This window comes from Pseudomonas fluorescens HK44 (genome assembly GCF_000217955.3).
Taxonomy (GTDB): Bacteria; Pseudomonadota; Gammaproteobacteria; order Pseudomonadales; family Pseudomonadaceae; genus Aquipseudomonas; species Aquipseudomonas fluorescens_AQ.
Genome location: NZ_AFOY02000015.1, coordinates 1,016,238 through 1,032,000, shown reverse-complemented (window position 1 = coordinate 1,032,000; position 15,763 = coordinate 1,016,238). Strand labels below are relative to the sequence as shown.

The following is a 15,763-nucleotide window of genomic DNA, read 5'->3' as shown; positions in this document are numbered from 1 at the left end:
TTCATGAAGGGGCAAAGGGAAACCGATTTTGCCTACCAGGCCGTGTACCGATACCTGACCAGCCTGATCAATGAAATGGCGACAGAAACACCGATCAAGCTGCCTTCGTTAAGGCAGCTGGCAGACCGCTTGAGCGTGTCGATTTCAACTATTCAGTACGCCTATTCGCTGCTGGAGAAAGAAGGGCGGGTGTATTCGGTAGCAAAGTCCGGCTACTACGCGTTGCCGGTTTCCTTGAACCCGTCGTTCAGCAGCGGCAACGACCTGCTTGAAACGGTCTATGTCAGTGCGAGGCGCCCGGGGATGCTGGTCCTGAGTATCGACGAGCCCGCGCTTGTGCAGTCGCTGGACAGTCCTCTGTTACTGCTGGAGCGGGAATTGGTGCGCCAGTATCCACGCCAACCGCAGCTTCACTCGCAGCCATGTGGCGAGCTGGAATTACGCACCGCGCTGGCAGCACGCTACACCACTTCACCGGCACGCTGCTGGCACGCCGATGATGTTTACATCGGTGCCGACTGGCGGGGAGTGCTGGAAATACTGATCGCAGTACTGGCACTCAAGGACGCGACCGTGCTCGTGGAGTCGCCCTGCGACTGGGGCATTTTGCGTTTGTTTCAGACTGCTGGCGTGCAGGTGATCGAGTTGCCGATAGACAGCAACGGCTGCCTTGACCTTGAGTTGCTTGAGCATTTGCTCCAGACCGAAGCGGTTCGCCTGGTGGTGCTGTCGTCAGGCGTAAGCATGCCGCGCGGCAGCCTGATGCCGTCGGACAACCGGCAGTCCACCGCCGAGCTGTTGGCACAACACGGCAGTTGGGTGCTGGAAAACGACGTGTACGGCGAACTCGCTCATGAGCCGAACGAACGTCGTTTTCGCGATGTGCTCGATCCTGATCGCCTGATCGTGTTTTCCACCTTCGAAAAGCTCATGGGACCTGAGGCGCCTTACGGGTATCTGCTTTCACGGCATTTGAGCGTGGAGTTGCAGCGGCATTTTTTGCTGCGCTCGTTTCGCCTGTCGCCGATTCGTCAGAAAGCCATCGCCCGCTTGTACAGCAGTGGCCGTATCGACCAGCACTTGCTGGTGATGCGCAGGCTGTTGAAAGAGCGTAAAAGCCGAATGACCCAGATGCTGCAGGACCGTCTGAGCGACTCGCTGGAGTTTGTCGAGCCGGCGGGCGGGGCGACCATCTGGGCGCGCTCGTTACGGCCGGTCGATGTGCGGCGGGTCTTCCAGCGCATGCTCAAGCAACAGGTAGTGATTGCCCCCGGCGAACTGTTCAGCCTGCATGGGCTGCATTCGCAGAACGTCAGGCTCAGCCACACGTTCAGCGGGCAGCACGACCTGGAGGCTGCGTTGACGATGCTGGCGGATGCGTTGAGGCTTGAACTCATCGATTGACCGGGCGTCAATATAGCCTGTGGATGTCTGGATAGATTTTGTCCGGATAGATATCGTCGCTCTCTGGTCAAACTGCCAGTAAACTGCCTCCCCATTCCTGAACCACTCTTTTTCAGAGGTTTTGCATGACACTCAGTCCTTTTGCGGGCAAACCGGCACCCGTAGAGTTGTTGGTCGACATCCCGCGACTGGTAACGGCTTATTACACCGGCCAGCCCGATGCCTCTGTTTCGACCCAGCGCGTTGCGTTTGGTACTTCAGGCCATCGTGGCAGTTCGTTCGAGCTGAGTTTCAACGAATGGCACGTTCTGGCCATCAGCCAGGCCATCTGCCTGTATCGCGAAGCGCAGGGCATCGACGGCCCGTTGTTTGTCGGCATCGACACCCACGCGCTATCGACGCCGGCCGGCGCCAGTGCGCTGGAAGTCCTCGCCGCCAATGGCGTGACCGTGATGATTGCCGAAGGCGACGAGTACACGCCGACGCCGGCTATTTCCCACGCGATTCTTTGCTACAACCGCGGCCGCACGTCGGGTCTGGCGGACGGCATCGTTATCACGCCGTCCCATAACCCACCGCAAAGCGGCGGTTACAAATACAACCCCACCAACGGTGGCCCGGCCGATACCCACATCACCAAGTGGATCGAGGCCAAGGCCAACGAGTTGCTGGCCAACAAGCTCGCCGGTGTCAAACGCATCAGTTACGAGCAGGCACTCAAGGCCAGCACCACCCATCGTCACGACTACCTCAATACCTACGTCGCCGATCTGGTCAACGTGATCGACTTCGACGCCATCCGTGGCGCCAACCTGCGCCTGGGTGTGGACCCGCTGGGCGGAGCAGGGGTGCGCTACTGGTCGGCCATTGCCGAGCATTACCGCCTGAACCTTGAGGTGGTGAACACCCAGGTCGATCCAACGTTCCGCTTCATGTCCGTCGACTGGGACGGCCAGATTCGCATGGACCCATCGTCGAGTTATGCCATGCAAGGCCTGATCGGTCTGAAAGAGCGTTTCGACGTGGCGTTCGCCTGCGACCCGGACCACGACCGTCATGGCATCGTCACCCCGTCCGGTGGCTTGCTGGCGCCGAACAACTATCTGGCCGTGTCCATCGACTATCTGTTCCAGAATCGCCCGCAATGGCGGGCCGATGCGGCGGTGGGTAAAACCGTGGTCAGCAGTGGCTTGATCGACCGCGTTGCCAAGCGTCTGAATCGTCGTCTGTACGAAGTGCCGGTCGGTTTCAAATGGTTTGCCGACGGGCTGTTCGACGGCTCGCTGGGTTTTGGCGGCGAAGAAAGTGCCGGTGCCTCGTTCCTGCGTAAGGATGGCGGCGTCTGGAGCACTGACAAGGATGGCCTGATTCCAGCCTTGCTGGCGGCTGAAATGACTGCTCGCACAGGGCGTGATCCAAGCCAGGCGTATCGCGCACTGACCGATGAACTGGGTGAGCCGTTCTCGGTACGCGTCGACGCCAAGGCCAACCCTGAGCAAAAAGCCTTGCTTGGCAAACTGTCGCCGGAGCAGGTCAAGTCGACACAACTGGCTGGCGAAGCGATCCAGAGCATTCTCAGCAAGGCGCCGGGTAACGACCAGGCGATCGGCGGGCTGAAAGTCATGACCGAAAACGGCTGGTTCGCAGCCCGTCCTTCGGGCACCGAGGACATCTACAAGATCTACGCCGAAAGCTTCATTGGCGACGATCACCTCAAGCAATTGGTCAGCGAAGCCCAGACACTGGTGGACAGCGCAATCAGCGTGAAGTAATTGAGGGCCTGTGGCGAGGGAGCTTGCTCCCGCTCGGCCGCGAAGCGGTCGTAATCCGGCAATCGTATTCCATCTGAATACTCGCGGTGGCTGATTTTAGGGTCGCTTCGCAACCCAACGGGGCGGTGCGCCGTTCCGACAAGCTCCCTCGCCACATTTACAGCCGAAAAAAAAAGGGGTGACCAAAACGGTCACCCCTTTTTTGCATCTGGCTTTCAGCGCATCAAGCCAGATCCACCAACACGATTTCACTGTCCTCGATGGCGGTCACCCGCAGCACCTGCTCCTGCGCAACCGCTACACCGTCTCGAGCTTGTGCTCGCAAGCCATTGACTTCAATGACTCCGGTGGCGGGCACCAGGTACGCCCGGCGACCGTTGTCCAGTCGATACTCGGCGGTTTCGCCAGCCTTCAGGTTTGCCGCCACCAACCGTGCATCGGCGCGGATCCGCAGGCTTTGGTCGTCGCCGGCCTTGCCGCTGGCCAAGGTCACGAAACCTTCGCGCTGACCTTTTGGAAACGGTTTGGCGCCCCAGGACGGTGCCAAACCGGTTTCATTCGGGATGATCCAGATCTGGAAAATCTTCGTCGCCGTCGACTCCAGGTTGTACTCGCTGTGAGCAATCCCGGTACCGGCGCTCATGACCTGTACATCACCCGCTTCGGTGCGGCCCTTGTTACCCAGGTTGTCTTCATGGCTGATCGCACCTTCGCGAACGTAGGTGATGATTTCCATGTCCCGATGCGGGTGTTTCGGGAATCCGGTACCCGGTGCAATCACATCGTCGTTCCACACCCGCAGGTTGCCCCAGTTCATGCGCTTGGGGTCGTGGTACTCGGCGAACGAAAAGTGGTGATGGGCATCCAACCAGCCATGATGGGCGCCGCCCAGGGAGTTGAAGGGTCTGAGTTCAAGCATGATCGTCTCCTGAAAAGGTTCGTCATGGGGCGGAACGCTTGAGCCGCAAAACGAGAACCGGTGGTTGATGGCAAGCATCATCTATCAGTCAACAATCGATAAAAAGCGTAAAAACTACCTTAATCTGATCAGTTTATTAGATGTTAATCGAAGGCCAAACTCTACGTCTCAGCATTCACTTCATCGCTTAAACCAATGATGGATAAGCATTTGACTAGAACTCGCCGGCAAATGAAGACACCATAGCCTGCAACAGCCTCACACCCTGGAGTCAGCGTGCCGCGTCACAATCCCGATCTTCCTTCCGAGCTTTTGCCCCTGGCCGAGATGCCGTTGCTCAAACGCCTGGCCGCGCGTTTTTTTGGCCACGGCCTCAATCGCCTGCGCGCGCAGCACCGGGCGTCCTGGCTGCATGGCCAGGCTGACGGTTTTCGCAGCGGTCATAGCGCAGGCGTCGACTACGGCTACAAGGAAGGCAAGCTTGAGGGAATAGAAGAAGGCCGCCAGGTGCTACTGATTCGCGACAGCCGATCCACCGAGCATCCGGCGCCGCGTATTGATGAAAACCTGTTCGACGACTGGCGGTTGCCGCTGAGTGCCGAGATCAAGAAGCGCATGAAGGCCGATGTCGCCCGCTTGTTGCCGGAGTCGGCGCAGCCGAGCGCCGCACAGTGGAAGATGATCTTCAGCGACACCCCTTCGACATCGGTGATCGCCGGGGCGGGCGCCGGGAAGTCGACGACCCTGGCGCTGCGCATTTTGCTGCTGACCCATTACCTGGGGTTTGAACTCGACTCGTTGACCGTGGTGACGTTCACCCGCGAATCGCGCAAGGACTTCATCAACAAGCTGATCGGGCTGTTTGCCGTGTGGGGCCGTGCGCTTTCTCAGAAAGACGCCCGCGACCTGGTGCGAACCTTCCACTCACGCATTCTGCCGATGGTCCGCAGCCTGCCGGGATTCGAGCGGTTGCAGGCCTTCGAAAATCTCAGCGGCCGTTCGCTGTTCGATGACGCAGAGGTCGACAGCAACCCGTTCGATCTGCGGATCAACGACACCCAGCGCCAACAACTCAATGCCTGTTTTCACCGGCTGTTTACTCAAAGTGAGCGCTTTCGTGAACTGATCACGCCGCTGTCCCGTCATGCCTTGCAGCTCAAGGAGCTGGAGCGCGATCACCCGGATGTGCAAAAACGCATGGCGGTGACCGAACTGGCGGCCAAGCGCGATGAAGAACTCTGCGATGTCGTCGAAGATCTATGGATTCGCGCCGGCGCCTGGCCGATCAAGGGCATTGAGCCGAGCCGCCAGACATTCGAGATCAACGGTTCGACCTTCCACAGTCACGGTTACATCCCGACGCTCGATGCTTGGGTGGTTCTAGGCTTCGACCCCCGTGAAAACCCGCAAATCAGCCGTCCCAATGCCAAACTGACGGTTCGCGCCGAATGGGCAGTCAAGCGCACCCTGTTTCAAGCTTTCTGTCGTAAGCCTTTGATTTGGTTAGATAATTATGAGTCTTCAAAGCGCGTATTGGCCACGCTGGCAGGGGATGCCAGCGCCGGGCCGGGGTTCGATTACAAGGTCAAGGGTGAACTGGGTTCCGCGCCGCTGCTCGATTGTTTTGTCGCGGCGGCCAGTTTTATCGAAAACCTTGGGCTGGATGTTCCGGCTGCCGTGGGCCAGATGAGTTTCGCCAAGGACGATCCGGACCGTTTGTTCTTTGAAGCGCTCAGCCTGTACTGGCGAGCCCTGGAGGATCACCTGCTGGATCAGTCGCCGCCGGTGATGACCTACAACCGGATGTTCGCTTTGTTCAGTGAGCATTCGCCAGAAAACCTCAAACTGCTGAGCGATGAGCTGCTGCGACCGATGTCGCATTTGATGATCGATGAATTTCAGGACGTTTCCCCGCAAATCGTCTCCTGGATTCGCGCAACCCTGATGGAGATCCGCAGCCGTGGTCCGGCCATGCACATCGGGCGCGGGGCGCAACGCTCGTCGCTGCTGTGCGTCGGCGATGACTGGCAGTCGATCTATGGCTGGCGCGGCAGTTCGCCGAAGTACTTCATGGAGTTCAACAAGGAATTTCCGTCGCCTTGTACCACGCGGGTAATGCTCAGCGAAAACTACCGCAGCCATCAGCACATCATCGACGCTGCCGAGCATATCGTGCGCGCAGCACCGGCGATTCCCGGCAAAAAAGCCAAGGCCAGTGGCGAGCCTGGGGAACTGCTGCCGGTCAACGTCCATGATCGGGATGATTCGGCCATGGCCAAGCGCCTGACGGAACACTATCGAAACGGTGATTCAATCTTGATGCTGTATCGAAAAAGTAGCGATAAGTTATTGATTGAAGAGCATATTTATCCTGTAGTTAATGCTGATTCCAGCTTGCCATTCGAGGCTCGACGGCTCAAGCAGCTGACCTATCACAGTGCCAAGGGGCTTCAGGCCGATGCGGTATTCCTGCTCGGCGATTGCCAGCACCTGACCAGCTCACCGTACAAGAATCAGGTCTATCGCATGGCCGGCTTGGGCAAGGATGGTGACGCGGAGCCTTATGACAGTGCGCAGAAAGACGAGATTCTGCGGTTGGCTTACGTTGGCATCACCCGGGCAGTGAAGCACTGCTATTGGTACGTCGATGGCCAGGACAATCAATCAGTCAATATGCCCAAGGCATCCGACAGGATCGCGCAGGGCAAGCCTTTCTTCGCCGATCAGCGAGTTGGCAAACAGTCGGTCTGAACAGGGCGATGCAGGAAATCAGGAATACCCTCGAACATAAAAAAGCCCACGCTGTGTGGGCTTTGATGTCAAAGGGTTGTGGTTCAAGAAGCACTTTTCAGGGCGAGCGGAGGAGCAAAGGCTTCAAGCTCATCCTCCACCGCTTCGATTATGCGCTCGACATCGGCGGCGTTCATCACGGTAGCGCAGGGAATTCCGGCAATGGCGATCATGGTCTCGCCACTGGCACGATCAAACAACCGGGCAATCATGCTGTCCGGGGCATCCATGCTCGCCTCGAATCCCATGGGATGAAAATACCAGCGCATCAGCTGGCAGGCGTTTGGAAACGTAACCTTGCTCAACGACACTCTATTCATGTGCTGCCCGCCTTGTTCATCGAGCGCGTCCGTTAGCCCGTGTTTAGGAGGGATGAGCCCTCATTGGCCCAACCGTTTGAATTTTAAAAATAGCACTCGTTCGTGAAAGAGCCGTGAAATCTTTAAGGCCGTTTGGCGATTGAAGTGCTGTCATTGATCTGGATCATGTTTTGTAGGACATCGGGCAGAGCGCCGAGACCCACAAGGGCAGCACCTTCATCATCGGCAGTAACAGCGATGACCTGATCCAGGGCGGCAACGGCAACGACACCTTCAGGGATGCCGGAAGCTACAACATCCTGCTGGGCGGCAAGGGCAATGACGTGTTTGTCGGCGGTGCCGGTAATGACCTGATGGAGTCGGGTGGCGGGAGCAATACCTTCCTGTTCAGCGGCGACTTCGGCAACGACCGGATTGTGGGCTACCAGAGCAGCGACAAACTGGTGTTCCTCGGCGTCGAAGGCGTTGGGCAAAACTACGACGTACGCGACCACGCCAAAGCCGTAGGCGCCGATACCGTGTTGAGCTTCGATAATGACTCGGTGACGCTGGTCGGGGTCGGGCTCGATCACCTGGCGAGTTCAGGCGTGGTGATCGCCTGACGTTAAAAAGCCCGGCGCGAACCTCGGTTCGCGTCGGGTTTTTCAGCGTTTATTCATAGTGAATCACGATGCCTTTGAGCTTGCGTCTCTGCTCGGTGTGGAAATCCCGATTCAGCGGAAGCGCAGCGCTGACGTAAGCCGATATGGGCAGCATCATGTCGTAGATCACCACCACCGCATCGCCGCCGATTTTTGCCGCTTCTTCACGCAGTCTCTGCTCGAACTCGTTGACGGGCGGAGCCGGTTGCGTGCTTGAGTGCAGAATCACTTCACCCAACCGCGTGTACGGTCGTGTGGGCGGGGTACGCAGTATTTGCACCGAGTTCGGGGACGTGGCGGTTGTGTGCTGGGCCCCGGCGTATTCGGTGGTGTGTGCATGGATACTGCTGCACGCACTGAGCCCGAATACTGCGAGGGCCAGTGCCAACACTTTGAAGCCGGGCAGGGGAAGCGCGAAGTCCTTATCGCTCATAGGGCGTTGTAGGGGCTGCACGCTGGTAATTCCTTCTGATCGAAAAAGGTGACCTGTCGCTACACGGCAGGCTCAAATATCAGACAAAAGCATTTCCCCCGGATCAGGAAAACGCCCGTCGATTCTGAAAAGCATAGCCACAATGTTCCGGTGAGCCAGGCGTAATACGGAGTTTTCCGCGTGTGCCCCGGTATTTTTTTTTGCCATGGCATTAAACCACCGGCCAGGCCATGCGTTTCCAGAGGGCACTACCTTCGCGCGACACAGACGTCAGGCGCGGTGAACCGAAACAGGAGATTGAACACAGTGAGTAACAGCAAGAGGCAAGCAGTCGCAGTCGCGCTGATGATTTTATCGGCGGGCGCGATCGCCGAGGAGTTGCCTCATGGCTCGATTTTGAACCGGTATGGCGTAACTGCCGATCAACTGCCAACACCCGCACAGGTCGAACAGACCGAGCCTGATCCCGAGAAAAGCCATTTCCAGATTCAGCCGGAACAACCCTGGGTGAAACTGAGCCTGGGTGATGGCAAGCAACCGCCCGTGACCGGCAATATCAGCATCGACAACGCGAATGCCCGGGAATACGAGCGCTGCCAAATGATAAGGGGGCAATTGCTGCAACGCGGCGGGCAGGTCATTTCCTGCGATAACAGCATCCGGCGGCAAGACCCTGCATTTCAGATGCCCTAAGGCTTTCGATCATTTTCCTGTGCGGATGGTGGCGACGTCGTCCGCCTTGACCTTGATCCTGGCGTCGGAAATGTCCTTGAACTCAATGAAACCGTCTGTGCCTTTGGTTTTCGGCGTGTCCTGGGTCAAATATTGGGTGCCGTTCTGCAACGTCACCACCGTTGGCGACGCGCAACCGCCTAATGCCAGCAAGCCTACGATAGCCAGGGGCATGCTCAGAATGCGGATACTCATAAATAAACCTCGCTTACAGAATTCTTTTGATCGTCTCGACGCGCAGGTGCGTCATTTCGGTACTGACCGTTGTTGGTGTCACTCACTCCAGGAAAGTTCGGTTGATGACGGAAAAAGTCGAAAGCCGAATGATGACGATCAGTTAAGCCATAACGCGGTCCGTAGATGGCGAAGCCTGCGTTCGGATCGGTCTGCGCTCGGGCGAAGTAGTCGTAAACCCTGATTGCGCGATTAATTTGATAGACCGAGCTACCTGATTTCACGGCTGGTGATTACATTTAGGGAAGTTCTGAAGTACCCACCGATTTTTGATGCCTTCTCTGCGTGAGGTTCAAAAAACGCTGATTTGGTCGAAAAGCAGACCTTTCCACTCTTTAATTCATGATTTTTCCTCTAATCGCGCTGTTTCAGGGCGATTAGCCCGCATTACAGGCGCACCTCTCCTGCATTCAACAATCGTTTTCGCACCATCCACAAGTTCGACAAGGCGAACAACGTCGTCTGTTGAGCGATGTTTTTCGTCAGACCACGAAAGCGCACTTTCGTATAGCCAAACTGGCGCTTGATCACTCGAAATGGGTGCTCAACCTTGGCTCTGACTTGCGCTTTCGCATACTCAATTCCGCGTAGCGCACTGCCGATCACCGTGTCTTTGCCATGCTCTTTGTACGAACTGGGCCGTGCAGAAATCGACCAGATCATCTTGCGATCCTGATGTTCCGGGCGCTTCTGCACCCCGGTGTAACCGGCATCGCCACAGACGTGAACCTCTTCCCCATGAAGCAGTTGATCCACTTGTGTCACGTCCGCCACGTTGGCAGGAGTACCGACCACGCTATGAACCAAGCCCGAATCCGCATCGACGCCAATGTGGGATTTCATTCCAAAATAGTACTGATTTCCTTTCTTGGTCTGATGCATCTCGGGATCGCGTTTCTTGTCTTTATTCTTGGTTGAGCTGGGGGCATGAATGATCGTCGCATCCACTATCGTTCCGTGGCGCAACATCAATCCACGCTCACCCAGATAACCGTTGATAACCTGCAAAATCCCGCCCGCCAGGTCATGCTTCTCCAGCAAGCGGCGGAAGTTGAGGATCGTGGTTTCGTCAGGAATTCGATCCAGATGCAGCCCTGCAAACTGACGCAGGATCATCGTTTCATACAGCGATTCCTCCATCGCCGGATCGCTGTAGCCGAACCAGTTCTGCATCAGATGAACCCGCAACATGGCCAGCAACGGATACGCCGGACGACCGCCTTCACCCTTTGGATAATGCGGTTCGATCAAGGCAATCAACCCCTTCCAGGGCACGACTTGATCCATCTCGATCAGGAAGCGCTCACGGCGGGTTTGCTTACGTTTGCCGGCATACTCGGCATCGGCGAAGGACATCTGTTTCATCGGGGCTCAACCGGTCGATTCGTGTGAGGGGGTATTTCACCAGAGTTGGAAGTCTTTTTCAGAGTTTCCTTAGATTGGAGGCGCGTGGAACTCCTCAATCCTGGATCGCAGCGATTACCTGTACAAGCAACTGCTCAGTTGGGAGCTCTCCATTTACCCTTAGTGAGGGCAAGTCCAACTGCTTGAGCCACCGCTCATGGCGTGGTCGGCTGCGGCCAGCCTTAGTGCCCTCTTCGTAACTTTCAGCCCACGCGACAAACTCCAAGTGATTCGCGTGCATGTCCCCTCCTAGGAGAATGCGCTCACCATAACGCTGTGATTCGCGTGCCTTTAGGCGCTCAATTCGGAGGTGTGTGGGCGTATCGATGAAGATGACCAGATCAGCGTGTTGAATCACTTCGTCTCCCCAGCCATCCAATGAACCGGAGAGTACCCACTGACCATCAGCCAAGCTATGGTTGAGTAGGTTAACTCTCTCTGCTGGAGGTCGTGATTGCTCGAATGGTGGCTCTGTCGGATACCAATAATAGTCATCGACATCAAAGTGGGGGACTCGAAGCCTTGCTGCCAGAGCGGCTCCCAGAGTGCTCACGCCGGCTCCAGATGCACCGCTTATGTAAACACGCCTGCTCACTTCATGGATCTCCTATATGTTCAGAACATGGCTATGGGGAGGCAGATAATATGAGGTGGCATCCAATTTTGTGGCAGTAGTTGCGCATACTGCCCATTTTCTTCATAGGCAAGTGTGTCAGAACGTCCTTCAGATAATCATACGGATCATGCCAATTGAGCTGCGCTGACTGGGTCAAGCTCATGATCGCCGCTGCACGTTTGCCCCGCCTAGTGCCAGCAAGCCCACGATGACCAGGGGCGGGCTCAGAATACGGATATTCGTGAATAAACCTCTCTTACAGAAATCTCTAGATCGTTTCGACACACACATGCGTCATTTCGATACTGACCGTCCTTGGTGTCACTCATTTCGGTAAAATTCGATTTATTGTGGAAAAAGCCACCCAACCGGCTGATGACGATCAGTCAAGCCGTAACGCGGTCCGTACCAGCTGGCGAAGCCTGCGTTCGGCTGCTACGGGTCATGCGTTGTGCCCGGACACTGTTGACTGACCTTCATTACGCAAAACCGGCCGCTGATCTTTTTCCATTTGCCAGCACCGGGGTTCAGCTGATATCTGTACGCATAACCAGTACCCGCTCGCCATGGCGCTTTCTATCTGTGACTGTCAATCCGCTCGAAGATCCGTTCTATTACCTGAACAACTTTCAACAAGTGCTCGCCTGGCTTGAACAGCGCTATGCCGATGTGCTCAGCCTGGAAGAGCAGCAATTCATCGTTGATTTTGGCCAGTTGCCGCGCGCCTCTCAGGCATTGCTGGTCAGAATGGTCATGCGCAAGGGCGAGCATTTTCGCCTCGGCAAGTTGCACTACGCCGAAATAGGCGAGAGTGCCCGCGCGGCAGAACCCTTGCTGAACCTTGGCTGGGTTGACGAACAGGCGCCACTGTCGATTGAGCAACTGTTCGACGTGCTGCTCAAACCGGAAATCCTTCAGTGTTTCAGTGCAACCATCGAACAACCCAAAGCGAAAAAGTCCGAGTGGCTGGCTGCACTGAGCGAGCAGTTCACCGAGACGCAGTCCTTCAAGAACTGGTGCCCGACGCTGGATGACCGGTTGTTGAGCCTGACCATCATGGGCCTGTGCGATCGGTTGCGGCTGATGTTCTTCGGCAATCTGTATCAGGACTGGTCGGAGTTCGTCCTGGCGGATCTTGGGATCTTTACCTACGAGAAAGTCGAGTTTTGCGCCGAATCCCGAGGCTTGCGCAGTCGTGACGACGTCGAGGCGTTTCTCTATCTGCACGATTGCCAGTTGCGTTTTGAAGCCGGGGAGGCGCTGGAACAGGTCGTCGAACTGATCCAGGCACTGCAAACCGCCAACCCCTGGCTTGAGCGGCGGCGCGCCAAGCTGCTGTTTCAGATCGGGCAACACTGCGAGCGCATCACCGATTTCCCGGCAGCGCTGACGATCTACCGCGAATGTGTCTACCCCGGCGCCAGGTTGCGCTTGATCCGGGTACTGGAACGTTGCGCCGAGTTTCAATTGGCGCTGGAGTTGGCGACCCACGCCGAACACGCGCCGCAGAGCGCCGCCGAGCAACAACAGCTGTTGCGGGTGCTGCCCCGGTTGCGGCGCAAACTCGGCGGGCCGCCGATGCCACGGGTCAAGGCCCGCGACGTTGAGCGGCTGGACCTGAGCCTGCCGCGAATCGACCCGACGCTGTCAGTCGAATTCCATGTTCAGGCTCATCTCGATGAACCCGCGGCGCCGGTGCATTACGTCGAAAACAGCCTGATCAACTCGTTGTTCGGGTTGCTCTGCTGGCCGGCGATCTTTGCACCGCTGCCGGAAGCGTTTTTTCACCCGTTCCAGCGCGGGCCGGTGGACCTGTTCAGCGCGGATTTTCATTCCCGGCGTGCCGAGCTGTTCCAGACGTGCCTCGCAGAACTGGACGATGGGCGTTATGCCGAGACCATCCGCCAGCGTTTTCGTGTCAAATCAGGCGTGCAGTCGCCCTTCGTGTTTTGGGGCGTGCTGACCGAGGAGCTACTTGAGCAGGCCCTGGACTGTCTGCCGGCCGAACACCTCAAGCACTGGTTCAATCGCCTGTTGCTGGACATCAAGGCCAATCGCGCCGGGATGCCGGACCTGATCCAGTTCTGGCCGCAGCACAAGACCTACCGGATGATCGAGGTCAAAGGCCCGGGCGATCGCCTGCAAGACAACCAACTGCGCTGGCTGGAGTTCTGTCACGAACACCAGATGCCGGTCGCGGTCTGCTATGTGCAATGGGCGCAGGCCGAGGCGTGAGCTATAGCGTTGCGGTGCGTGCGCTGTGTGAATTCACCGCCAAGGTTGGTGATCTCGACCTGCGTTTCACCCCGTCGCCGACAGCTCTGGAGGGCATCGTGGGCCACCGCACCGTCGCCTCGCGGCGCAGTGAGACCTATCAAAACGAAGTGGCCCTTGAAGGTGAATATCGGCAATTGACAGTCAGGGGCAGGGCGGACGGTTATGACCCTGGCCAGAATCGTCTTGAGGAAATCAAAACCTACCGTGGCGAACTGGAGCGGATGCCGGCCAATCACCGGCAGTTGCATTGGGCCCAGGCGAAAATCTACGGCTGGTTGATGTGCCAGAAATTGCAGCTGGCCGAGATCAAGCTGGCGTTGGTGTATTTCGATATCGTCAGCGAAAAGGAAACCAGCCTGGTCGAAACCTGGAGCGCGCTTGAGCTGGAGCGCTTCTTCACGCTGCAATGCGGGCTGTTTCTGCACTGGGCCGAGCAGGAAATGGCCCATCGCGAAGCGCGCAATCAGGCCGCGCAGGCGTTGGGCTTTGCGTACCCGGACTTCCGCCCGGGGCAACGTCACCTCGCCGAATCGGTGTTCAAAGCTGTCAGCACCGGTCGCTGCCTGATGGCCCAGGCCCCGACCGGCATCGGCAAAACGCTCGGCACACTGTTCCCGATGCTCAAGGCGCTGGCGCCGCAACAGCTGGACAAGGTGTTCTTCCTCACCGCCAAGACTCCCGGACGAAAATTGGCGCTGGATGCAGCACAGGTGATCGTCGACGGCAGCGACGGTTTACCGTTGCGAGTGCTTGAGATGATTGCTCGCGACAAAGCCTGCGAGCATCTGGACAAAGCCTGTCACGGCGAATCCTGCCCGTTGGCGAAAGGCTTTTACGATCGTTTGCCGGCGGCCCGTGAGGCGGCGAGTCAGGTGACCTTGCTCGATCAGGCGGCTCTGCGCGAGATTGCCCTCGAACATCAGGTGTGTCCGTATTTCCTGAGCCAGGAAATGGCCCGTTGGGCTGACGTGGTGGTTGCCGACTACAACTACTATTTCGACTTCAGTGCGTTGCTGTTCGGTTTGGCCCAGGCCAACCAGTGGAACGTCGCGGTACTGGTGGATGAGGCCCACAATCTGGTGGAGCGCGGTCGGCAGATGTACAGCGCCAGCCTCGATCAATTCACCTTGAATACCCTGCGCAAAAGCGCTCCCGAGGTGCTGAAGAAGAGCTTGCAACGGGTCAATCGTGAGTGGAATGCGCTGCACAAAACACAGGTCAGCCCTTATCAGGCCTACGCCAAGGCCCCGGAAAAACTGTTGCAGGCGCTGTCGCTCTGCACGACGGCCATCGGCGATTACCTCAACGATCACCCGCAGGGGCTGGATGCTGCGTTGCAGAGTTTCTATTTCGATGCGCTGCAATTCAGCCGGATCGCCGAGCTGTTCGATGAGCATTTCCTGTTCGACATCAGCAAGCGTGACCTCGGCAACACGCGCAGCCTTTCGCAGCTGTGCCTGCGCAACGTGGTGCCGGCCGGGTTTATCCGCCCGCGTCTGACGGCGGCGCGCAGCACGGTGCTGTTTTCTGCGACCTTGAGCCCGCAGCGCTATTACGCCGACTTGCTCGGGTTGCCGACGAGCACGGTATGGATCGACGTCGAGTCGCCGTTCAGTGCCGAGCAGCTCAAGGTGCAGATTGTCAGTCAGATCTCCACCCGATTCGCGCACCGGCAGGCCTCGCTTGCGCCGATTGTCGAGTTGATGGCTCGACAGTTCATGGAGCGTCCCGGCAATTACCTGGCGTTTTTCAGCAGCTTTGATTACCTGCAACAGGTGGCGCAGTTGTTCGCCGAGACTTGGCCGCAGATCAACCAGTGGTCACAGTCACGCGGCATGGACGAATCCCGGCGTCGGGCCTTTCTCGAACAGTTCACGGCCACCAGCCAGGGCATCGGCTTTGCGGTGTTGGGCGGGGCGTTCGGCGAGGGTATCGACTTGCCGGGCTCACGGTTGATCGGTGCGTTCATCGCGACGCTGGGGCTGGCGCAACTGAACCCGGTCAACGAGCAGCTGAAACAGCGCATGGCGGCGATCTTCGGTGCGGGTTACGACTACACCTACCTGTTTCCTGGTGTGCAGAAGGTGGTGCAAGCTGCCGGGCGGGTGATTCGTACCCAGCAGGATCAAGGTGTGGTGATGCTGATCGATGACCGCTTTGGCGAAAGCAAGGTTCAGCAGCTGCTGCCGCGTTGGTGGTCGGTCAGCGGGCGCCTGTGAAA

12 protein-coding genes and 2 pseudogenes are annotated in these 15,763 nt (G+C 57.6%); 7 read left to right on the top strand and 7 right to left on the bottom strand.

From position 1 onward, the window contains the following. Positions 1-3: 3 nt before the first annotated feature. Both HK44_RS17440 and pgm read left to right on the top strand, forming a co-directional pair. Positions 4-1,404, top strand: coding sequence for a PLP-dependent aminotransferase family protein (locus HK44_RS17440; protein WP_024265029.1), 1,401 nt, complete (start codon positions 4-6; stop codon positions 1,402-1,404). A 125-nt stretch (positions 1,405-1,529) separates the two neighbouring features. After that, positions 1,530-3,176 (top strand): phosphoglucomutase (alpha-D-glucose-1,6-bisphosphate-dependent), encoded by a 1,647-nt coding sequence (gene pgm, locus HK44_RS17435; RefSeq protein WP_019690210.1) that lies wholly within the window; start codon positions 1,530-1,532, stop codon positions 3,174-3,176. Between the two features lie 223 nt (positions 3,177-3,399). On the opposite strand, the gene HK44_RS17430 is transcribed toward pgm, so the two are convergent. Next, entirely contained in the window at positions 3,400-4,095 is a 696-nt protein-coding gene (locus HK44_RS17430; protein ID WP_019690211.1) for a pirin family protein, read from the bottom strand. A gap of 276 nt (positions 4,096-4,371) precedes the next feature. Between HK44_RS17430 and HK44_RS17425 the strand changes: the two genes are divergently transcribed. Next, the gene (locus tag HK44_RS17425; protein ID WP_019690212.1) at positions 4,372-6,846 is read left to right on the top strand and encodes a UvrD-helicase domain-containing protein; all 2,475 of its coding nucleotides are present in this window, start codon (positions 4,372-4,374) and stop codon (positions 6,844-6,846) included. An 83-nt stretch (positions 6,847-6,929) separates the two neighbouring features. Here the strand turns inward: HK44_RS17425 and HK44_RS17420 are convergent, their stop codons facing one another. Beyond that, positions 6,930-7,205, bottom strand: a complete 276-nt coding sequence (locus tag HK44_RS17420; protein WP_019690213.1) for a DUF1652 domain-containing protein — start codon at positions 7,203-7,205, stop codon at positions 6,930-6,932. A 176-nt stretch (positions 7,206-7,381) separates the two neighbouring features. Between HK44_RS17420 and HK44_RS17415 the strand changes: the two are divergent. After that, a pseudogene (locus HK44_RS17415) lies at positions 7,382-7,807 on the top strand (calcium-binding protein); the annotation flags it as partial. Between the two features lie 49 nt (positions 7,808-7,856). Here the strand turns inward: HK44_RS17415 and HK44_RS17410 are convergent. Further along, complete coding sequence (locus HK44_RS17410; protein WP_019690215.1) at positions 7,857-8,279, bottom strand: hypothetical protein; 423 nt, start codon at positions 8,277-8,279, stop codon at positions 7,857-7,859. Between the two features lie 306 nt (positions 8,280-8,585). Between HK44_RS17410 and HK44_RS17405 the strand changes: the two genes are divergently transcribed. Continuing rightward, positions 8,586-8,972: a hypothetical protein gene (locus HK44_RS17405; RefSeq protein WP_019690216.1), complete on the top strand. Its 387-nt coding sequence runs from the start codon at positions 8,586-8,588 to the stop codon at positions 8,970-8,972. A 9-nt stretch (positions 8,973-8,981) separates the two neighbouring features. On the opposite strand, the gene HK44_RS17400 is transcribed toward HK44_RS17405, so the two are convergent. From HK44_RS17400 to HK44_RS17385, 4 genes and pseudogenes are all read right to left on the bottom strand, one after another. Then, entirely contained in the window at positions 8,982-9,206 is a 225-nt protein-coding gene (locus HK44_RS17400) for a YgdI/YgdR family lipoprotein (protein ID WP_019690217.1), read from the bottom strand. 426 nt (positions 9,207-9,632) lie between these two features. Next, positions 9,633-10,610 carry an IS5 family transposase gene (locus HK44_RS17395; RefSeq protein ID WP_024264756.1) on the bottom strand — a complete coding sequence of 326 codons (978 nt, stop codon included), beginning with the start codon at positions 10,608-10,610 and terminating at the stop codon, positions 9,633-9,635. 94 nt (positions 10,611-10,704) lie between these two features. After that, entirely contained in the window at positions 10,705-11,244 is a 540-nt protein-coding gene (locus HK44_RS17390; RefSeq protein WP_024265028.1) for an adenylate kinase, read from the bottom strand. 20 nt (positions 11,245-11,264) lie between these two features. After that, positions 11,265-11,455: pseudogene (locus HK44_RS17385) on the bottom strand (transposase domain-containing protein); the annotation flags it as partial. 392 nt (positions 11,456-11,847) lie between these two features. Here HK44_RS17385 and HK44_RS17380 point away from each other — a divergent pair. Together HK44_RS17380 and HK44_RS17375 are read left to right on the top strand one after the other, a co-directional pair. Beyond that, on the top strand, positions 11,848-13,500 hold the full coding sequence (locus tag HK44_RS17380; protein ID WP_019690219.1) for a VRR-NUC domain-containing protein: 1,653 nt from the start codon (positions 11,848-11,850) through the stop codon (positions 13,498-13,500). Continuing rightward, on the top strand, positions 13,497-15,761 hold the full coding sequence (locus HK44_RS17375; RefSeq protein ID WP_024265027.1) for an ATP-dependent DNA helicase: 2,265 nt from the start codon (positions 13,497-13,499) through the stop codon (positions 15,759-15,761). Before HK44_RS17380 ends, HK44_RS17375 begins: the two co-directional genes overlap by 4 nt. The last annotated feature ends 2 nt before the right edge of the window (positions 15,762-15,763 follow it).